Consider the following 21038-nt stretch of genomic DNA (forward strand, 5'->3'; position numbering starts at 1 on the left):
TCTTTATGTTGTTGACTGCTTGGGTATTTTGACGGTTAGATGTCAATAAAACCGGTGGGTCGTTCCTCGCATTTTCCTGATTATGAAAATACTGATAAGGAGATCTAACTATATGTCGATGACAAAGGATCAGCCACCTGGAGGTGCCCCGGCAGGTTCCGGATCACCCTCCGAGATGCATCTAAAGTCGAATGTGCTAACGCTTTTCGACTCCACGGCAGTAGCAGTTGCGAGCGTTGCCCCGGCCTATTCGATAGCCTCAACCATCGGCCTAGTGGTCGCCGCGGTGGGATTTACCTCGCCAGCGGTGATCTTGGTCAGCTTTGTCCCAGTTTTGGCTATTGCTTTTGCATATTATTACATGAATAAGCAAGATCCAAACTGTGGGGCCTCATACTCATGGGTTTCTAGAACCGTTAGCCCATACCTAGGTTGGGTAAATGGATGGGTTCAGGTCTGTGCCAGCGTTATCTTTTGTACCTCAGCATCGATCTTAATTGGGCAAAACACCCTTTCTTTCTTGAATACATTGGGCGTTGTCTCTTCAGCAACAGCTGGATCTATATATTGGACCGCACTGGTGGCGTCACTTTGGTTCATCCTGATTACCTGGATTTGCTTAGTTGGAATCAGGGCAACCGCTAACTTCCAGTGGGTCCTTGTGGCCATTGAATACGTCGCAGTAATTATCTTTTCGGTCCTCGCTGTGATAAAGGTTTTGGGTTCGCACCCAAAGGGGTCTACTGGCTTTCATATTGCGTGGTTGAATCCGTTTGCTCTTCATGGAGTGAGCGGACTGGCCTCAGGTGCCGTTCTCGGCGTCTTCTTCTTCTGGGGTTGGGACACATCCGCGAACCTGAATGAAGAGAGCCAAGAGGCAAGTGAGAATCCTGGCCTCGCTGGAATCAATTCCATGTTCTTGTTGCTGATAGTCTTTTTGATTAACAATATTGCTATGCAGATGCTGGTTCCAAGTAGTGTCATTCAAAAGCAAGGTGGAAATGCACTTTATTACTTTGCACAGCAAGTTCTTCCGGCTCCGTGGAACTACATTATGCTTTTGGCAATTTTGACCTCTACCATTGCTACGACGCAGACCACATTGTTGCCTGCTTCGAGAATTACCTTGGCTATGGCTCGTGACAAAGTCTTTCCAAAGGTATTTGCTTCGATCAATAAGAATTGGCTTACCCCAGCTTACGGCACGATTATTTTGGCAGCGTTGGCGTTCGTAGGGATTTGGCTAACCACCTTTTCCTCTAGCGTAAATAACGTCTTTGGAAACCTGATCTCTCAAATTGGAATCCTGGTCGCCTTCTATTATGGAGTAACAGGAATCGCAAGTGCCTGGGGCCATCGCAAAGTTCTAACCCAGAAGGTTTCGCTTTTGATCTTCGCTGGAATTTTGCCGTTTCTAGGAGGGGTCTTCCTCCTCTGGATTGGCTATCAAGTGGTGGTGCAGGCTGGGTTTTCAGCATCGCTTCCTGTTCTGATTTCAATTGGACTTGGTATTCCGCTGGTTATTATTGCTCGATTTACCTCCAAGGGAGAGTACTTCAAGCAAAAGGCAGTCGCTTATGATATGTCGCTCTTTGAGTAACTCCTAAGGAGATTCTTCGCTAGCTACTTCTAGAGCAAGATTGAAATATTGCCCCAGTTGCCCATATGCGATCGGTGAACTCTGAGTGCGAGTTTTATCTTTGATTTAGATGAGATGGTTGGTGAAAGATTTTCACCGGCCATCTCATCTATTTGTTGGCGACATGTTTTCAAAGTTCAATAGCGGGGTTCAATAGCGTGTGAATTGAAAAGCAAGGTAAATGGCCCAAAGCAAAATCCGAGCCATAGGTTGGCGTGGATCCTTGGGATCTCTCATCAAGGATGAGAGATTATGTAGCTGTGTACTTTAGCTCTATTGGCAATTGGTCATATAGATTTAAGTACGATTAGGCTCTTGGGTAACCAGGGTCATCATATCTTGGGGATCTAGGAGATACCGTGTCGATGACCACGGAGACAGTGGTGATAAAGGGGCGACATCTAGGCGTTCGGGGAGTTTTACTCTTAGTGACATTGGCTATAGGGTTGGTCTTTGGCTCATCGCGCCCTGTGGGTGAGAGTTACACCTTTAAATTTGCAAATCCCACCAAGAATCACTCGATCTCTTTGGTCACTTGGAATATCTGCGTAGCAGGTAATAAAAATGCTCGATATCCCTTAGATGAGTTCCCCCTCAACTTCAACCAGAATGCTTTGGTAAATACCAAGGCGTGCAATCAGGCAATGTTGAGGGAGATCAATAAGCGACACCTTGCCGAGGGATTTTCACCGATAGTCCTTCCCCTCAGTTATGGGCGTCTCTCCCCAGCGATGCAGGTTTTGGTGATAGTAAACGCTGAAAGAACTAGTCGAGGCTTACCACCATATGTCGGAGTAACAACTGCATTGATGTCAGATTCATTGATTGGCGCTAAGAGCGGCAAAGACCCGAATCCATCGAATGCCGATGGAAACTGGATTCAGTTCAATAGCATTTGGGCTGGCAGTTACCAAAACGTTTTGATGGCTGACTACGATTGGATGTATAACGACGGTTGGGCGGGTAGCTCAAACAATACAATCAATATCGACTGTCACTCGCCATCGGGGCGTGGTTGTTGGGGCCACCGCGAAGGTATTTTGGCGAACTACCCCGTAATCAGCAACTCGGAGCTAGTGGCTGGTGCGGCAGTGGTTACAAATGGACCTTCTTCGTTGGCGACTCCATCGATCGCTGCAGCTTTTGAAGAGATTCAAGGTCCGATAAGAATTGCCAAGACACTCCCTAATCCTTGATCTTGTCTCAATCCTTGATTTTGGCCTATGGCTAAAATGCGCCCTGGTCCTAATCGATCAAATTGTGTTTTTCAGGTTTGAATAAGTCATAGCCCTTAGAAGTTGAAGATAACGACCTGGGATTTGATGACCCAGGTCGCAAAGGTGATTGATCCTTAGATCGGCCATCACTGCTAGGGCAAAAGGCTCGAAATAATACGGATGAGTCCCGATAATGAGCTGATATGGCTTAACTAGATTGTCATTGAAAAAGATTTAGTCTCGATCGGTGAGGGTAAATCCGTCGTTCCCATTAGGTAAGTATCGATGGCGCTTGCTGACGATCGACCTTCTGCTATTGCCCAAACTATTAGCGATTGTCCACGGCGTGCATCTCCAGCCGCAAAGATCTTTTCCTTGGAGGTCATCCAATTCTGGTCGGTTGCTATGGAACCACGTTCATTGATCTCTACCCCAAATTGATTAAGGAGAGTCTTAGATGCTGCGCCCACAAAGCCCATGGCTAAAAAGACGAGATCGCAATCGATTATAAATTCTGATCCTTCGATCTTTTCAAAAGAGAATCCGCGTTCGGTGCGCACCATTTCGATTTTATGGGCGGAAATTCCCTTTAGATTGGCGTTTTCATCACCGAGAAATTCTTCGGTGTTGATGGCATAGTCGCGCACTCCGCCCTCTTCGTGGGCCGAAGAGACCCTATATGTCATAGGATAGGTGGGCCATGGATTCGCCTGCGGACGCTCGATGGGCGGTCGCGGCATAATCTCGATCTGCATTACGCTCGCTGCCCCCTGGCGATGTGCGGTACCTAGGCAGTCGGCTCCAGTGTCACCACCCCCGATGATCACCACCTTCTTACCCTTAGCGGAGACAGGTGATTCATCGATGTCGCCCTCTTGAAGACGGTTAGCCCATGGTAGGTAGTCCATCGCCTGATATATTCCCTTTAGGTTCCGCCCAGATACGTTTAGATCTCGAGGAATCTCTGATCCAATCGTTAAAAGTATGGCATCGAAGTTGGCCTCTAGATCGGGACCCGAGATATCCCTTCCAACCTCGATATTGGTTAAGAAATGGGTCCCCTCTTCTCGCATTTGATTTAATCGACGATCCAAGATAGCTTTTTCCATCTTGAACTCTGGGATACCATATCGAAGAAGGCCGCCGAGGCGATCTGCCTTCTCAAAGACCGTAACTTCATGGCCTGCTCTGGTAAGTTGTTGAGCTGCAGCTAAACCGGATGGACCAGAGCCAATAATGGCGATTCGCTTGCCGGTTTGGCTTTTAGGGATTATCGGCGTTACAAGGTCCAAAGCGAAGGCATGTTCTATAATCTCTCGCTCGACGAGCTTGATAGCAACTGGCTCGTTGGAGATACCTACCACGCATGCGGTTTCACAGGGGGCGGGACATAGTCTTCCGGTGAACTCAGGGAAGTTGTTGGTGGCATGAAGTCGATTGATTGCTTCCCTCCACTCTTTTCGATAGGTAAGGTCATTCCACTCCGGAATGATATTTCCAAGTGGGCAACCTTGGTGGCAAAATGGAATTCCGCAATCCATGCACCGTGCAGCTTGGTCATTTAATTCCGAGTCGCTAAAGGGTAGGTAGACCTCCTTCCAGTCGGCGATGCGAAGTTCTGGCGGTCGTCGCTTTGGACCGCTTCTTTGAAACTTTATAAATCCACGGGGGTCAGCCATCTAGATCGTTCTCCTAGTTTGAGTTGGCGTTCGTAAAAACTTGACTCTTCTTTGAATCGGTTTATGTATTTGTAGAAATCTTAAGTACGTGATGAAGTGGGGATTTTGCCATTTTCAAGATCCCATGATCTCTTTTTAGTCTTTTGTTTGCCGATGGCTAACCAAAAGATTGACTCTAGGGTGGTTTTCGTCGTTATTGAAAACCACCCTAGAGCCTTTTATTAGATTCGCTTTGTTTGGGCGAGTTCGCGCCTCTTGGCAAGAACAGCTGCTTTGTAGTCTCTTGGGAAGACCTTTATGAACTTTTCTACCTCTTGGTTGAAGTGTTCGAGAATGAATCTGGCTCTGTTTGACTCAGTAGCATCTAGATGTTCGGCAAGGATATTTCGAAGCCAAAGTCGATCTTCATCCTCTAGCGGGTCTAAATCTACCAACTCTGTATTTACGAGTTCTGAGAATTTCCTATTTGGGTCCCAAACAAAAGCCTCGCCGCCAGACATTCCGGCTCCGAAGTTTCGACCGGTTGGCCCGATCACGACCACTTTTCCTCCGGTCATATATTCACAACCGTGGTCTCCGATTCCCTCAACAACAGCGATAGCTCCGGAATTTCGTACTCCGAATCGCTCACCGACTATACCCCGTAGAAATACCTTGCCTGAAGTTGCTCCGTAGAGAATGACGTTGCCAGCGATGATGTTCTCTTCGGCGACAAAGATTGCGCAAGGATCGGGACGAACAACTATTCGTCCACCCGAGAGACCCTTTCCGACGTAGTCGTTGGCATCTCCTATCAAGGTCAAACTTACACCCTTGGGAACGAAGGCCCCGAAGCTTTGGCCAGCTGAACCGTTGAAGGTGAGATCTATGGTTCCATCAGGAAGTCCCTCAGCAGCGAATTTTGAGGTGAGTTCGTACCCGAGCATAGTGCCTACGCTACGGTTGACATTTTTAATTTTAAACGTCGCCTTCACCGGTGTTTTATTGGTAAGGGCTGGCTCTGAGATCTCGATCAGTTGGTTATCTAACGCAAGGTCGAGGTTGTGGTTTTGTTTGATTGAATTTTTTCTAGGAGGGTTCGAAGCGAGGTGGTCGGTATTTAGGATTGGCTCCAAGTCGAGGCCTTGTGCTTTCCAATGGTTTATCGCGTCGGTAGAGTCTAGGAGTTCGACCATTCCGATCGCCTCGTCAATGGTGCGAAAGCCAAGCTCCGAAAGGTAACTTCGGACCTGTTGTGCGATGTATTCGAAGAACGTTACGACAAATTCAGGAGTACCGGTGAACTTCTCTCGAAGTTGCGGATTTTGGGTGGCTATCCCAACTGGGCAGGTATCAAGATGGCAGACGCGCATCATAATGCAGCCCGATACGACCAGGGGTGCCGAAGCAAAGCCGAACTCTTCGGCTCCTAGAAGAGCAGCGATCACTACATCTCGGCCGGTCTTCAGCTGGCCATCGACTTGTACGACGATTCGATCTCGAAGGCCGTTAGCTATTAAGGTCTGCTGGGTCTCAGCTAGACCAATCTCCCAAGGGATTCCGGCATGCTTTAGCGATGTAAGTGGTGAAGCTCCTGTACCTCCATCGTGACCAGATATCAAAACAACATCCGAATGAGCTTTAGCTACTCCAGCTGCTACCGTTCCAACACCTACTTCGGCTACCAGTTTTACGTGGATTCGCGCCTTTGGGTTCGCATTTTTTAGGTCGTAGATAAGTTGAGCTAGATCTTCAATTGAGTAGATATCGTGGTGTGGCGGTGGCGAGATCAATCCCACTCCCGCAGTCGAATTTCGAGTCTTTGCAATCCAAGGGTAGACCTTGTCTCCTGGCAACTGTCCGCCCTCACCAGGTTTGGCACCTTGAGCCATTTTGATCTGAATATCGGTGGCGCTAGCTAGATATTCGCTGGTAACGCCAAAACGACCTGAGGCAACCTGCTTGATAGCAGACTTGCGAGAGTCTCCGTTGGCGTCAGGGGTATAGCGATCGGAGTCTTCTCCACCTTCACCGGTATTGGATTTGCCACCGAGGCGATTCATCGCGATAGCTAGGGTCTCATGTGCCTCTTTGGAGATGGATCCATAGGACATCGCTCCGGTTGAAAATCGTTTTACGATCTCAGAGATAGGTTCGACTTCGTCGATATCGACTGGGGGGCGTGCTCCAGTTTTGAATTTGAGAAGTCCTCGAATGGTCGCTAAATGTCGTGATTGGTCGTCGATAAGACGTGAGTAGTCAGAGAAGATGTCGAAGCGCTTATTGCGAGTTGCATGTTGCAACTTGAAGACCGTTTCAGGATTGAAAAGGTGATACTCGCCTTCACGTCTCCATTGATATTCACCCCCAATGGGGAGGTCTCGATAGGCTAATTCAGCCTCGCGATCGAGATATGCAACATGGTGGCGAGCTGCCACCTCCTTGGCTACCTCTTCAATTCCAATACCCTCAATTCGAGATGGGGTGCCTTCGAAATATTCCTTTATGAAGGCCGAGGAGAGACCAATCGCCTCAAAGACCTGAGCTCCTGTGTAGGATGCCACAGTAGAGATGCCCATCTTGGACATGACCTTGAGTACGCCTTTGGCCGCCGCTTTGATGTAGTTGTGAGTTGCTCGATGTGGAGATATGTCCGAGAGGGTTCCTTCTCTAATCATGTCAACGATCGAGTCAAAGGCGAGGTATGGGTTTATTGCCGCAGCGCCGAAGCCAATGAGTAGGGCCATGTGATGGACTTCGCGAGCCTCTCCGGTCTCCACGATCAAAGCAACTGCAGTTCGACGCTTTGTACGAATTAGATGGTGATGAACTGCCGATGTAAGCAAAAGGGCAGGAATTGGAGCTAGGTCTTTGTCGGCATGTCGATCCGAGAGGATGAAGATATTCGCGCCGTCGTTGATGGCCTGAGTGACCTCTTCTCGTATTGCGGCTAGCGAACGTTCCATAGCGGCGCCCCCACCTGAGACCTCATAGAGACCGTCGATGACTTTGGTTGAAAACCCTTCAGCGCCACCTTCTTCGTCGATATACATAAGCTTGGCGAGCTCGTCGTTGTCGATGATTGGATATTTTAGTGAGATTTGATGCACTGATCGAGGGGTTGGCTCCAAAAGGTTGGCTTCTGGCCCAACGGTTCCTGAAAGCGACGTTACGAGTTCTTCTCGAATGGCATCCAATGGAGGATTGGTAACTTGGGCGAAGAGCTGCGTGAAGTAGTCATAAAGCATACGAGGTCGATCTGATAAGACCGCAATTGGGGTATCAGAACCCATGGATCCGACCGCCTCAAGGCCATTTTTTGCCATTGGGGCAATTAGAATTCGCAGCTCTTCATTGGTGTAACCAAAGAGGCGTTGATGTGTTACTATTCGTGAGTGCTGAGGAACCAACATGTGGCGTGGCGGTAGGTCATCGAGCTTGACAAGATTTTCATCGAGCCACTTTTGATAGGGGTGTTGGCTAGCTAATTCGGACTTTATCTCTTCATCGGAGATGATTCGGCCTCGGACGGTGTCGACCAGAAACATCTTGCCGGGTTGTAGACGTCCCTTTTGGATGATAGATCCTGGATTGATATCGAGAACTCCGACTTCGCTTGCCATGATAACAAGATCGTTATTGGTAACCCAATAACGCGAGGGTCGCAATCCATTTCGATCTAATACAGCGCCGACGACACTACCGTCTGTAAATGCTATAGAAGCCGGCCCATCCCATGGCTCCATGAGGCAAGAGTGGTAGGCGTAGAATGCTCTCTTGGCGGGATCCATCGTCTTATGGTTTTCCCAAGCTTCTGGTATCATCATCAAAACAGCATGAGGAAGCGACCTGCCTCCGAGATTGAGCAGTTCAAGAACTTCGTCGAAGGAGGCTGAGTCAGATGCGCCTGGTGTGGCGATCGGAAAGATGCGTGACAGGTCATCGCCAAATAGATCCGACTGCAGAAGACTTTCTCGTGCTCTCATCCAGTTTCGGTTGCCCTTTAGGGTGTTTATTTCACCATTGTGTGCAATCATGCGATAGGGATGCGCTAAGGACCAGGACGGGAAGGTGTTGGTTGAAAATCGTGAATGAACAAGTGCCAACGCCGATTCTAGGCGTGGATCTCTCAGGTCAACGAAGTATTCACTGACCTGTGGCGTTGTGAGCATTCCTTTATATACAAAGGTGCGAGTCGACAGGGATGGAAAGTAAATATCTTCTATAGAGTGCTCGGCTCTTTTTCTAAATACAAAAGCACTTCTTTCAAGGTCGATGCCCTCTAGCTCCATTGCGGCACCGGTGATAAAGATCTGCTCTATATGTGGCTCTGCCATGAGAGCGCCAGCACCCAGGCTTGAATTGTCGATTGGAACTTCTCGCCATCCAATTATTGTCAAATCTTCGGAGGCGGCAAGCTTTGCGAGTTGATCTTTGACGACACTGGGATCTGTCTCTTTTGGAAAAAATATCTGTCCGGTAGCGTATCTTCCAACTCTTGGAAGGTCAAAATCAACCACTTCTCTAAAGAATGAATCGGGTATTTGGATGAGAATGCCGGCTCCGTCACCGGTGTCGGGTTCTGCGCCCGATGCTCCTCGATGCTCTAAGTTGGCCAGAGCGGTCAGACCCATTTTGATGATTTGGTTTGACCGCACGCCTTTGATATTCACGACGAAGGCGACGCCGCATGCGTCGTGTTCAAAGTCAGGTGAGTAAAGTGTTTTGCTCAGATTGATCCGAGGATCTAAGTTCTGTTCCAAATGAATTGCTCCCAGGTGTGCAGTTGGCTTCGTAAATACGTTATAGCGCGCTGTAATTTGCCGGGACTTCATTGGCCCAAAGTATGTGGCTAGTAATCTTATCGCCTATGATCTCATCTTCGGTCTAATCATCGATGCAGAGGGTTTGAGTCTTTGCTTAGTCCACTAGTTATGGTTGATCCCGGGTCGTTCTGCGCTAGTTTTTGTTTAGTTTAGTTTTTGATTTCACTTCAAGGCTTGTTTGCCCACCAAAAGTTCCATGCTTGAGGTTTGGTCGATTCGATGATTAGAGATGATGATCCATGGACTTTTGGCCTTCATTTTAAGGAAAAGTAGCTGAAGTCGATTAGGTCTGTTTGGTCTTTTCCTTGATTGATTGCGCTTATGTATGGCTTCATAGTTTGCATTGCCTAAAAGTTTAAGTGATGATCTCATCAAGCCTTTGAGCTGATGGTTTGTCTTACTCATGGTCAAACTGGGCTAACCCAGTTTGACCCTAGTGTTCTAGCAAAGCGATTATTTGCCTTTGGAAACTTTGACCCCATCCAAATTCTATTGATTGGGATTTAGGGAAGTGGTTGCCTTGAAGGCTAAGGATGGTGATGTTTTGTTCGCAATTGGTGATCGGTCATCTTTTATTGGCGCTATCCAGCTAAAAAGACACCGAGGATTAGAGTGATTGCGGCTGAAGTTCCCGAGATAGAGCCCCAAAGCGCGGCTTTTGCGGGTGTTTTGGCTTTGGTGTGGACGTAAGCAGATATGCCCGAAATGGCCACCACTGTCAATTTAATTCCCAGTATTACCTTCCAAGGCGTTGTAGTGTGGTTCATATTAAAGGTCGCGACGTTCCAAAACCCTGTAATTATTAGCACACCATAGGCGGGCCATGAGATGCGTGAAAAGGCCTTTGCTGCTATATTTGCGACGCCCTCTCCTGCTCCCCGGAGGCTCGGCACCAATCCTGCCAAGGTAAATTGTCCACCGACCCAGATTGTGGCCGCTAGGACGTGTAACGATAGCCGAATTCCATCTAATGCAGATGCAAGCACAGGTGATCTCCAAAGTTTCTAATTGAACCATAATTGACGGTTAGTAATTGAGCTTATGGCGCTTGCTCGCTTTTAGCTACTTTTTGTAGCCATTAGCCATTAGCCATTAGCCATTAGCCATTAGCCATTAGCCATTAGCCATTAGCCATTAGCCATAGAGGCTATCTCCTTGGGGTGGGATGCCTTAGGTTTGAGTTAGGGTGTTTTTTCTTGATTGGTGTCTCCATAAAGCCTGACATCTGAGTTATTTTTTACCAAGATAACACAAAAGAGAAGGTAATTGGCTATTGGACTTTCCATTCAGGGAGAATTGGCTTGAATGGCTTTGTCTGTACTATTTTGTTGAAGGTGAGCAACCCGAGTGACTTGAACGATTCATATTTGAATGGTTGCATCGACAAAGAGAACACCGATAAGGGCCGACCCCCTTACGGCAGCGTCACCGCGGCCCTATTCTTCTTTCCCGGACTATCTTCTCCAGCAGATCGTTTTGAATTCGAAACCCTTTCATCGGTCTCTATCGCGCTAGATCGCATAGACGTTACATCAATAGCCGTCTTGGTTGGACCAGCCAAAGAGGGGTACGACTTTCCCAATTCGTCTTATGGCTTATTTTTAGATCCCGATGGAGCATTGTGCCACGCTATGGCCGTCTCGAGGGGAACAAATCCATATGGAGACCTTTGTTTTCGCTCGGGTGTTGCTTTGGATATTGACTCCCAGGTTGTCTTTCGAATGCGGATTTTAGATGTCTTTGTGGATCCATGGCGACTATGTAGAATGATTGCCTTTAGAAATGCTCAAGCCTTGGCCATGGAAACCCAAAGTATCGGGGGTGGTTCTTAGTTGTAAGCTTTCACTTGGGTTGAATGGCTGATTCTATTTGTTCTATTTACAAGGTGGCGATCACTAGGAGTTGGAACTTTCACTTTATGAGGTGCGCGGTCTTTGAATTTTGGGTTTAAATCGTCACGTAGGCCCAGATGCAGATGACTACCATAAGAGTGGGGACCTCCAAGAGGCCTATGAAACCTCCTGATTCGACCCACTTCTAATCAGTTTTCGCGCTGGAGGTGAATTGGTTAGCTTTGTGTGCCATGAGCGTGCCACAAAGGATACCTCAGGCGGCATTGCAATAGATACGAGGAATCTGATCGATCATATGTAATAGCTATTGAATGGCATCAAATGGCTATTTAAACTCTTCGAGATGGCAATAGTAAGAGATTACTTTGGGGTAAAGTTAGAGGTGTAAGCCACCAATTTATTAAAGCTTTTCGATCGTCGAATTTATTTTGATATCCATGGGGCATGGCCGTCGATTCAATTAGTTATCAATGTGAGCTGGTACTTTTATGAATTGAGAGGCATATGAGGACGTGATTCAGTTGGCTCACTACAAGGATTGCCTTGGTTCGTCCTCGCGTTTTTATGTGGTTTTGCCTTTAGGGTTAGCACTTTTTCCCCTTTGTGAGGAATGGCCTATGAGAAGGGCACATTGGAATGATACGGTGATCTTAGTTTGGTTTTGGCAAGTGGCGCCTTGGCTAAAGATCAGAAAAGCAATTGTCCCAATATGGCTTCAAGGGAGTCTATTTTCTTTGGTGATATTCATTTGAGATTTATGTTTATATCCGTAAAAAAAGATATAATAATTTTCATAATGACCAGGCAAAGGCGTTATTTGGCTGGCAACTGTCGAGATATAAGGCGAAAGAATAATTTTTAATTTATTTTTAACTCAAAGATCTCATTCAATTTTAATTATTTCTCGTTTTTGCTCAGTTTTAGTATTTTCGATGCCGATAAAACTATAGATTCGGGAACGGGCGGTGGAAATCCAAAAAACCCCTTCGAGGAGTTTTGTTGTCGACTGGATTTGTGGGTCAAGAGCTCTCTAATTGAAGTTGCTTCGGGCGTGTTAACTAAATTCATAAGGGCGGTGTGTGCTTGACGAGCGTATCTTATCTGAATTCTGAGGTCGGGATGGCATGGACACGCCTTATAATCTCCTTTTCATCAGGGATGGTTGCCTCCTGTACCCCTGAGATAACTTCGATTACAGGTTATGGCCAAAGTGATCTAGAGATGGTTAATTTCATATCGCTAATTCACCCCGAGGACCAATTTTTATATGCTCAGGTGGTCGATGACTTTTGGTCGAGTGGTGTTTTAGGTGAAATCTCTATTCGCCTATTGGATGCTTCTAGTGAATATCGAGAGATGGTGCTCCGAGTCGCAGGTAGGAGCCAAACCGACGAGGAACTTCAAATTATGATTGATATAGCATTGCTGCAAGACCAAGATGATCTTTTGGGTCCAAGAGACGCTCAACCAATGGTTTCGTTTGAGATTCAAAGTGTTACCGGGTTGTACGGACTGGACTATCTCTTTTATGAATATGAGCGAATTCAATCTGTTGTTGGCGTTGAAGTCGGCGGTTTGGCCCTTCTTGTAATTGACATAGACCGGTTCGCCATAATTCAAAGCGCACTCGGTGTGAGTGGCTCGAATTCAGTATTAGGGGTTGTGGCGCATCGATTTGAAGATGCACTTGGAGGAGTGTTTCCTCTTGTGCATATCGAGAAGGACCGCTTCGGTCTTTTGTGCATAGGCATAACTGAGGTCGCGCAGGTGGAGATGGTCACCCGGACGCTAAGGTCAATTTTGGATACGCCTGTGGTTGCTCCAGATGGCGAAGAAGTGGTCGTGACCGCTTGTGTTGGGGTTACCATCGTGACTAATTCAGACTTTAGCGGGCAAGATCTTTTGTCTCAGGCCATGGCGGCTCGCGATAGGGCCAAGGCGCGCGGCGCGAGCAAGGTGGAGTATTACAGCGACCTCCGCTCCTCGAGCGCAACGGATCGGAGAAGTTTTGAAAATATTGTGCGACGTGCTATCGACTCATCAGAGCTCGTTGTCCTATTTCAGCCCATTATTTCTTTAGCACACCGAAGAATCTGTGGCGTCGAAGCACTGGTAAGGATGCACCATCCTGAGCGGGGGCTGATTTCGCCGATCGAATTTATACCAGTTGCAAAAGAGATCGGTCGACTTCCGAGGCTGGGTACCCAGGTAGGAGCTGCAGCTCTGTCTGCATTGACTTCATGGTCTCAACTCTATCCAGATCAGCTGCTGACCATGGGGATCAATCTGTCTGGTGACGAGTTAGACGAGCCCGACGTCGTCGAAGCACTTATTTCACAGCTAGATAATGTCACTATCGCCAAGGATCGCATCTTTATCGAACTTGGAGCGCTTGACCTTGATCCAAAGTCTCGTAGCCACGCGTCGATTGAGAGGTTGAGCGAATATGGAGTCTCTTTGAGCGTTGACGAATTTGGGGCAGGTATTTCTGCGCTCGGAATCTTTTCGCGATATCCGGTCAGCCAAGTCAAAATTGATAGATCGCTTGTTCTGTCACTTGGAGAAAACGAACGCTCCTACCGTGTCATGGGCGGATTGGTAAAGCTCGCCCATAGCCTTGATGCGGAGGTTGTTGGTATCGGTGTTGAGCGCGCGGAACAGATTCGAATCATGCGTGCGTTGGAGATCGATAAGGTTCAGGGCTATCATATTGGACAGCCAGTTGAAAAGGAGCAGATCGATACCCAGTTGGAGCTCTTATCTGCCAGCCATGAAGGTTTATGATGGCTTTTAGGTGCATGACTACTATCTCTTAGGTAATTGCACTGACGAAATCGCTAAATAAGACATAAAATCAAAGAAGCGTGTTTCGCGCTAGGATCGCCTTAAGGTACGCAGTTGTTCTTGTCCCAAATTTGGATTATTTCGACAGTAATGGGTTTCAATTGGATTGACCTAATTATTCTGATCGGCGTTGGCTATGCCGCTATTCGTGGTGGGCAACTTGGTGCGGCAGTTCAGCTAGGTTCGTATGGTGGATTTTGGATCGGTCTCTTTCTGGGAGCACTAATAGCACCTCGCGTGGCTGGGTTGATTTCATCTAGCTTTTTGCGTACTGTCGTTTTACTTTTAATTCTCTTTGGATTTGCATCGATCGTTGGTGGCTTTGGTCGTCATCTAGGGAATATAGCTTCGAAAAATTTGAGTCGTTTTCATTTGGGCGGTGTTGACTCGGCCATTGGTGGTGGGGTCGCTGTAGTTGCAACTTTACTTGTTGTTTGGGTAACGTCTGCAATTGCGGTAAACATACCACTAGCAGGTCTATCTGCCCAAGTTGCTGGTTCAAGAATTGTAAAGGGTATTACGGGCGTGATGCCTCCGGCTCCGAGCCTTTTTACTAGAATTCAAGGTTTTGTCGACTCGGCGGGTTTCCCGTCTGTCTTTGCGGCGCTTCCGCCAGCTGTTGCCGGACCCGTAGCTCTCCCAAGTCAAGGTCAGATAAATTCTGTGACCGCCGCCGTGGAGAAGTCGGTCGTCAAGATCGAAGGGATAGGATGCGGCCAGATTCAAGAGGGATCTGGCTTCGTGATTGCTAGTAACGAAGTTGTAACTAATGCGCACGTAGTGGCTGGAACCCATGGAATTACGATTATGGACGCTTTTGGTCAGCACCCAGCCTCGGTGGTCTATTTTAATCCAAAACTTGACATTGCAATATTGCGGACTACGGGATTGGCAGATGCTTCTTTGCCGATTGCAACTTCAGTGGCCGCTCGAGGTGAACAGGGCGTAGTTCTTGGCTATCCGGGTGGTGGGCCACTTACAACCTCCAGTGCGGGCGTAATGGATGCCTTTACAGCCCAGGGTCGAGATATCTACAACCAATCCATCACCGATCGACTGGTCTATGAGCTTGAGGCGATTGTGCGCCCAGGTAACTCTGGGGGACCTATCGTCAATCTTAAAGGCCAAGTTATTGGGGTCGTATTTTCTAGGTCGACTACTAATCCAGATGTGGGATTCGCACTCGCTATGCCAGCCGTATCTCAATCGATTGCCAAGGCGGCTAATTCCACCTCTGCAGTTAGCACTGGCGCGTGTGCCGCATAGAGCTAACTTGCCCATGGGATTGGAGATTCAAAGTCTCATTTAGCAGCAGCTATGCAAAGATATTGTCAGACTTTATCTTTTAACCATATTTTGATCTTGGCAAAGCTTTCGGGCATCTCGAGCGACCATGGATCAAGGTGAATAAGATAAAGATCCATGTATTCCTTCCGAGATGAACAAGTAGTGCATGGTGAGCGCTATGGTTTGGCTTTTTGGGATAACTCCCGAGAAGAATCGTCCCTCGCGATGGGATTTTATATTGTATAGGTGGCTAAAGCGAATTGTAATTGCACATCCGCTCCGGGTCATATTCACATGGGTTTGTCTTCTGGGCGTCTTTGGTTTTTTTGGTTTGCATGCCTCAAGATATCTGCGATCAGGTGGCTATGTACCAGCAAATGCACCTTCACAAGTTGCCAGTAACCTTCTTGCCAAGGAATTTGGTCAGCCATCTAATCTGGGGTTTGTTATTCGGGCAAAGAACGGAGCTATTACATCTAAAAGTTCTATGAGGTCAGCATCAGAGATCTTGTCGAAGCTTCGCTCTAACTCGTCTATTTCTGCAATAGAGAGCTTTATCGGACCAGGTGGGTCTGGCCTGGTCTCGAGTAATAAAAGTGAAGGGTTGATCTTAATAACCGTAAAAGGTAAGACTTCTATGGGTTATTCGGCAACTACCGCTTCCATAGTCAAGGAGATTTTACCGAGAGGTCCTAACGCCTCTTACTCCGACGTCTCAGTCATAGTCGGTGGATTTAGTCAGATTGGAAATGAGATAACCAATCAGACCACCTCGGATTTGAAAAAAGCCGAAACCATCGCTATTCCAATAACATTTCTGTTACTGCTAGTAGCCTTTGGCAGTGTGGTTGCAGCACTTCTTCCTGCGATGTTGGGGTTGGCCTCGATCCCAATGACCTTAGCCGTCCTCTATTTCTTAGCTCGTACTACTCACGTAAGTATCTTTGCGCTCAACATGACTACTGCACTGGGGCTTGGACTTTCCATCGACTACTCGCTTTTAGTGGTAAGCCGCTTCAGAGAGGAACTCGCTCTGGGCTATGACGCTTTGGAAGCGATCGAACGTACGATTGAGACCGCGGGGCGAACTATATTTTTTTCAGCCCTTACGGTAGCGGTTTCGCTGGCTGTTTTGATCACCTTTCCCGTCTACTTTATTCGAAGTTTTGGCTTTGCGGGGATAGCTGTAGTCTTTCTCTCTGCGCTAGCGGCTTTGCTGCTTTTACCCAGTGTCTTAGTCCTTCTGGGAGAGAGAGTGAACTCTTTGGCACTCTTTGCAAAGGCAATCAATCTCGAAGGCGAATCTCATGCTTGGCGAAGACTTTCGACTGTGGTTACCTCGAGACCTTTCCGCTCCGGAGTGCCTGTCGTAGGAGTTCTTCTCATCGCAGCCTTACCATTGATGAACATTCACTTTGGAACTCCTGATCAGAATTCCCTTCCTATCAATGCTTCAGCCCGACAATTTTCAAAGATTTTGGCTACGGACTTTCCATTCAATGAAAATAATTTTATAAATGTTGTGACCTCCACGGCCCTATCTTCAAGTAGCGACGAAAGCTATGCCAAGCAACTCAGCGAGATAGCTGGGGTAAGCCAAGTCTTGTGCCAAGTGGGGATCTATCAAAATGGTACTCTTATCCCTGGATCTAATCGTGCCAATGCATCATCTCATGGCCCAATGGTCAATTTCAATGCATCGTTGTTAGACGTTTCGTTTGCCCCAAACGATCTTTCGCCCCAAGCTCAGAGCATTGTCCACAAGGTGCAAGCAACGCTGGTGCCAGGTGCTGGCAGATCCTATATTTCAGGTTTTACCGCGACCTTGATCGACCAAAACAGCTCTATTGCTAGATCTCTTCCACTAGCTATCGCTCTTATTTCATTGGGTACGTTTATCCTGCTATTTTTATTTACGCGGAGCTTTGTTCTGCCTTTGAAAGCTCTCGTTCTTGATGGTCTCAGCATTGCAGCTAGCTTTGGTTTTGTGGTTTGGGTCTTTCAGGAGGGCCATGCCTTGCGCTTCTTAGGTTTCACACCTCAGCCTCTACCGACTCAACTCTTGGTTTTAATGTTTTGTCTAAGTTTCGGTCTTTCAATAGATTACGAGGTATTTCTGCTCTCTCGAATCAAAGAGGGCCACGACCAAGGTCTAGATACTATAAGTGCGGTTATCAACGGCATGTCTCATACGGGAGGGATAATCACAACTGCGGCATTGATTCTATCGGTGACGTTTTTTTCTTTTGGAAGTTCGTCACTGAGCTTTCTTCAAGTCTTTGGAGTGGGAACAGGTGGCGCTGTCGTTTTGGATGCGACGTTGGTCCGCGGAATTTTAGTTCCAGCAATTATCCGTGTGATGGGAGATGCAAACTGGTGGAATCCAACCGCAAAGTTCACTGATCGATCGCGCTAGTTTGGCCTATGAGGAATCGTTTTTGATTTAGGCAAGTATCGACGTGGCTCACTGATTTCGCCTTACTTGCTGGGGCTGTGGTAAGAGTGCTATCTCTTTATGGTATTTGAAGTATCCGTGGATGGGTTTCCACGGATACTTCAAATGAATATTTAGACGGCATCTTTTGTGATTCGCAGGGTGTTAGAGTTGCCTGGCGATTGGCGTTCTACGATATCTCTAACTCCAGATAAAAGATTGGTAAGTTCCATAGGAAATAAGATCTTGGTCGATGGTGAATTTGCAAGTTCTTTGAGTGCGCCTAGATATTGGAGCAGTATTGTGTTTGGATCAGTGCCTTTGGCGATTTCACCAATGACAGAGAGCGCGCTTGCAAGTCCCTCGGCACGTAGCACTGCCGATTGACGTTCCGCCTCAGCTGTGAGGATTGCAGCCTGTTGGGCGCCTTCAGCCGATAGTACGTCGGCCTGTTTTTGACCCTCTGCAACCGTGATGGCGGCCTGCTTTTTACCTTCGGATTCAGTGACCACAGCACGCCTAGTCCGCTCGGCTGACATTTGTCTCGTCATAGCCTCTTGAACTGCCGGTGGCGGGTTTATCTCTCGTACTTCAACGTTGGTTACCTTCACACCCCATCGTTCGGTGACTTCGTCTAATTTGACTCTTAGTGAGGTATTCATTGCCTCCCTTTTGGATAGGACGTCGTCAAGGGCCATATCTCCTACCACGCTTCTCAAGGTCGTTGCTGCGATATTTAACGCAGCCCCGGAGAAGTCTCTGATGTTTACTACAGAGGTAACCGGATCAAAGACCCGATAAAACATTATGAAGTCGATTGAGATCGGAGCGTTATCTTTTGTTATGGCAGTTTGATGTGGGATCTCGAGAAACTGTTCACGAAGATCCACTAAAGAGATACGATCCGTAATTGGATTTATCATTATCAAGCCCGGACCTTTAGCTCCGCTTGACTTCCCTAAACGAAAAACGACCAGTCTCTGGTAGTCCCTGGTTATTTTGAAGGTCGAAAATAAAGTTCTAACGATAACTCCTAGCAGCACCACGCCTACGACGATTTCAATTATTGTTTTCATTATTCCCCTTGTTGTTTTGAGTTGGGTCGAGGCGCGATTCATCGACGAAGGGAGCTAGTTCTAGGGGATCCAGCGCTACTTTTAGGTGAATTTGGTCGGCTTCGACCACAAAGATCTTTGAGCCCTTTTCGATTGCCTCTCCCATGGCGATAGCGCTCCAACTTTCTCCTTGGACCGAGACCGTTCCCGTAGGATTGAGATCGGTTGTGGCCAGACCTGTTTTTCCCCAAAGGTTCATATGGATGATATCGATGGCGCCTTTGGGCTTGGACAGAATTCCTTTGATGCCCAAGGCCGTGGTGCCTAGGGCGATTACAAAGATGGCAATGTAGATGATGATCGAGATCGACGATGTGCTGGTGGCAATCGATAGTATCGTCACCGCGGCAAAGACAATTGAGGCAATGCCAGCCCCGACCGATGAATGCGGTCCTAGGTGCAGTCCAACTGCGATAATGAGAACGATAAATGCTAGTAAAATAAGTGGAACTACGATCATCGTAAACCTCGCTGATCTATCAACCCTAACTCTATTGCATATTTCATGGCTATATGGATCACTCTTGATCTAATGTTTTCAAATTTATTAGCCATTGAAGGTTCCTAGATTGAAGGGCGCCACTGTGGCGGGTTGAGCTAATTCGATCATAGGGATCCCACCTATGTTATGGTGGCTCTTTTGGGACCAAGGTGCTGCTAGAGGTAGTTGCATTAAGGCTCATCTGCGTGGGAAAATGACTCCCGGTCCTCGGCCCCGTGTGCCAAATGAAAGTACGGATAGTAGTGTCTAGGTGAGCCAATTTTTTGATAGGGTAACCGAATTTGATAATAGGAAGATCCAGGAGCTCACCTATGTCCTGGACTACTAATAAACTTGTTTACCTAATTGGCGATATTAATAGTTGGCATTTGATGCCCCAGTTTTTATTATGAGTGCACGTTAGATTGAAGAGAATCAGTTCTGTAGCTAGCTTTGTAGGTTTATTGGAAAAGTGGAGGTTAGAGAGAAGGTCTCAACCTCGAAACGGGTCGATAAGGTACCTTGGCAGAGTTCTGCTTCTCCTGTTTTTATTATTCGGAATGATGTCGGCTCCAAAAGCCGCTTATGCGAGCTCCAAAGTCAAGTTTCCCAGAGTCTCTACACATAATGGCTTTATTCCGCGACCCCTAGCGTTATGGAATGCTCATGGCGTTACTTTGGGATCCTATCCCCAGATTTGGTATTCCCCCCTGAATCTCAAGCCAATTGTACCCGGAGCATCTAGCGCTGAAGGTACGTGGTCGCCTATTGGTACCAACGCTGGCCCAGGCTATGCCACCTTTGCCACCTATGTCACTCCTTATGCTGGGGCTCCACAGGTGGCGGTTGCATGGATAAATCAAGATTATGCAAGATTGTCACTCTATGCTGGAACATCTCAGCCAGGCGGTAGCTGGCCAAATCAGGGAGCAATACCTCCGTCACTCCAACCTTCACTGATTGCGGCATTTGAAGGGGGATTCTTATTCAACCAATCTGAGGGAGGTTGGTACCAGGGCGGAAAATATGGCCAACCGCTAGTAAACGGAGCGGCTTCGGTCGTAAATTTCCGCAATGGAACTGTTGATATTGGGGCTTGGGGCGTGGACGTTTCGATGTCGCCTAATGTCTATGCGGTTCGACAGAACCTGATTCCTCTAGTCTCAGGTGGCGCCGTCCTGCCAAGTGCTACCTATGATCCGCTTGTAACATGGGGGTTTTCTTTAGGTAATCTTTTATATACCTGGCGGAGTGGACTTGGGATAACCGCAAATGGAGCTTTGATATGGGTTGGTGGACCTGGACTGTCCCCGGCGGCTCTTGGTAATGTACTGGTTTGGGCTGGAGCGGTTCGAGGAATGCAACTTGACATGAATCCCTATTGGGTAAATTTTGCATCCTATTCCTACTCCCCTCTTCGTGGCACATCGGGAAGTAACTTGCTAGCTGCTATGCATTACCCACCTTCGCATTATTTAAATGGCTTTTGGCGCGACTTTATTGCAGTATTTCTTCGTTGATCCTGAGATAGCGTTCAACTTTTTGCCCATTTATTTGATAGATTGGCCAATTGTACCCTCGCCACATCTGTAGGTATTTAATAAACAATGAAGCCGATTGTCTTTTTGCTCAAGATTGCTTATGAGATGGGCTCTTGCATGCCCCATAGCCATTTAGTAATTAG

12 protein-coding genes are annotated in these 21038 nt (G+C 47.4%); 7 read left to right on the top strand and 5 right to left on the bottom strand.

All coding sequences use genetic code 11. The features are described 5' to 3' along the window. The first annotated feature begins 112 nt into the window (after positions 1–112). Positions 113–1600 carry an APC family permease gene (locus tag ACIDITHRIX25_RS98975; protein WP_201733558.1) on the top strand — a complete coding sequence of 496 codons (1488 nt, stop codon included), beginning with the start codon at positions 113–115 and terminating at the stop codon, positions 1598–1600. A 404-nt stretch (positions 1601–2004) separates the two neighbouring features. Beyond that, positions 2005–2835, top strand: a complete 831-nt coding sequence (locus tag ACIDITHRIX25_RS98980; RefSeq protein WP_201733559.1) for a hypothetical protein — start codon at positions 2005–2007, stop codon at positions 2833–2835. Positions 2836–3068: 233 nt separating this feature from the next. Here ACIDITHRIX25_RS98980 and ACIDITHRIX25_RS98985 read toward each other — a convergent pair whose 3' ends face one another. The 3 genes from ACIDITHRIX25_RS98985 to ACIDITHRIX25_RS98995 all read right to left on the bottom strand — a co-directional run bounded on the left by ACIDITHRIX25_RS98985 (position 3069) and on the right by ACIDITHRIX25_RS98995 (position 10326). Then, positions 3069–4535, bottom strand: a complete 1467-nt coding sequence (locus ACIDITHRIX25_RS98985) for a glutamate synthase subunit beta (RefSeq protein WP_201733560.1) — start codon at positions 4533–4535, stop codon at positions 3069–3071. Positions 4536–4756: 221 nt separating this feature from the next. Next, complete coding sequence (gene gltB, locus ACIDITHRIX25_RS98990) at positions 4757–9349, bottom strand: glutamate synthase large subunit (RefSeq protein ID WP_201733561.1); 4593 nt, start codon at positions 9347–9349, stop codon at positions 4757–4759. Positions 9350–9921: 572 nt separating this feature from the next. Then, positions 9922–10326 carry a hypothetical protein gene (locus tag ACIDITHRIX25_RS98995; protein ID WP_052606603.1) on the bottom strand — a complete coding sequence of 135 codons (405 nt, stop codon included), beginning with the start codon at positions 10324–10326 and terminating at the stop codon, positions 9922–9924. A gap of 315 nt (positions 10327–10641) precedes the next feature. On the opposite strand from ACIDITHRIX25_RS98995, the gene ACIDITHRIX25_RS99000 reads away from it, so the two are divergent. The 4 genes from ACIDITHRIX25_RS99000 (at position 10642) to ACIDITHRIX25_RS99015 (ending at position 17740) form a co-directional block, all read left to right on the top strand. Then, a complete protein-coding gene (locus ACIDITHRIX25_RS99000) occupies positions 10642–11172 on the top strand; it encodes a hypothetical protein (protein WP_201733562.1) in 531 nt (176 codons plus the stop codon). Positions 11173–12276: 1104 nt separating this feature from the next. Then, the gene (locus ACIDITHRIX25_RS99005; RefSeq protein ID WP_201733563.1) at positions 12277–13977 is read left to right on the top strand and encodes an EAL domain-containing protein; all 1701 of its coding nucleotides are present in this window, start codon (positions 12277–12279) and stop codon (positions 13975–13977) included. A gap of 150 nt (positions 13978–14127) precedes the next feature. Beyond that, positions 14128–15303 (top strand): MarP family serine protease, encoded by a 1176-nt coding sequence (locus ACIDITHRIX25_RS99010; RefSeq protein WP_201733564.1) that lies wholly within the window; start codon positions 14128–14130, stop codon positions 15301–15303. Positions 15304–15502: 199 nt separating this feature from the next. Further along, positions 15503–17740 (top strand): MMPL family transporter, encoded by a 2238-nt coding sequence (locus tag ACIDITHRIX25_RS99015; RefSeq protein ID WP_201733565.1) that lies wholly within the window; start codon positions 15503–15505, stop codon positions 17738–17740. A 152-nt stretch (positions 17741–17892) separates the two neighbouring features. Here ACIDITHRIX25_RS99015 and ACIDITHRIX25_RS99020 read toward each other — a convergent pair whose 3' ends face one another. After that, positions 17893–18834, bottom strand: coding sequence for an SPFH domain-containing protein (locus ACIDITHRIX25_RS99020; protein ID WP_201733566.1), 942 nt, complete (start codon positions 18832–18834; stop codon positions 17893–17895). After that, positions 18818–19333 carry an NfeD family protein gene (locus tag ACIDITHRIX25_RS99025; protein WP_201733567.1) on the bottom strand — a complete coding sequence of 172 codons (516 nt, stop codon included), beginning with the start codon at positions 19331–19333 and terminating at the stop codon, positions 18818–18820. Before ACIDITHRIX25_RS99025 ends, ACIDITHRIX25_RS99020 begins: the two co-directional genes overlap by 17 nt. A gap of 485 nt (positions 19334–19818) precedes the next feature. On the opposite strand from ACIDITHRIX25_RS99025, the gene ACIDITHRIX25_RS99030 reads away from it, so the two are divergent. Beyond that, positions 19819–20874 (top strand): hypothetical protein, encoded by a 1056-nt coding sequence (locus tag ACIDITHRIX25_RS99030; protein WP_201733568.1) that lies wholly within the window; start codon positions 19819–19821, stop codon positions 20872–20874. Positions 20875–21038 lie beyond the last annotated feature (164 nt).

This window comes from Acidithrix sp. C25 (assembly GCF_904848545.2).

Coding starts and splice junctions, on each gene's coding strand:
- ACIDITHRIX25_RS98975 (WP_201733558.1), top strand. CDS start 113: ATGTCGATGACAAAGGATCAGCCACCTGGAGGTGCCCCGGCAGGTTCC.
- ACIDITHRIX25_RS98980 (WP_201733559.1), top strand. CDS start 2,005: ATGACCACGGAGACAGTGGTGATAAAGGGGCGACATCTAGGCGTTCGG.
- ACIDITHRIX25_RS98985 (WP_201733560.1), bottom strand. CDS start 4,535: ATGGCTGACCCCCGTGGATTTATAAAGTTTCAAAGAAGCGGTCCAAAG.
- gltB (WP_201733561.1), bottom strand. CDS start 9,349: ATGAAGTCCCGGCAAATTACAGCGCGCTATAACGTATTTACGAAGCCA.
- ACIDITHRIX25_RS99010 (WP_201733564.1), top strand. CDS start 14,128: ATGGGTTTCAATTGGATTGACCTAATTATTCTGATCGGCGTTGGCTAT.
- ACIDITHRIX25_RS99015 (WP_201733565.1), top strand. CDS start 15,503: ATGGTTTGGCTTTTTGGGATAACTCCCGAGAAGAATCGTCCCTCGCGA.
- ACIDITHRIX25_RS99020 (WP_201733566.1), bottom strand. CDS start 18,834: ATGAAAACAATAATTGAAATCGTCGTAGGCGTGGTGCTGCTAGGAGTT.
- ACIDITHRIX25_RS99025 (WP_201733567.1), bottom strand. CDS start 19,333: ATGATCGTAGTTCCACTTATTTTACTAGCATTTATCGTTCTCATTATC.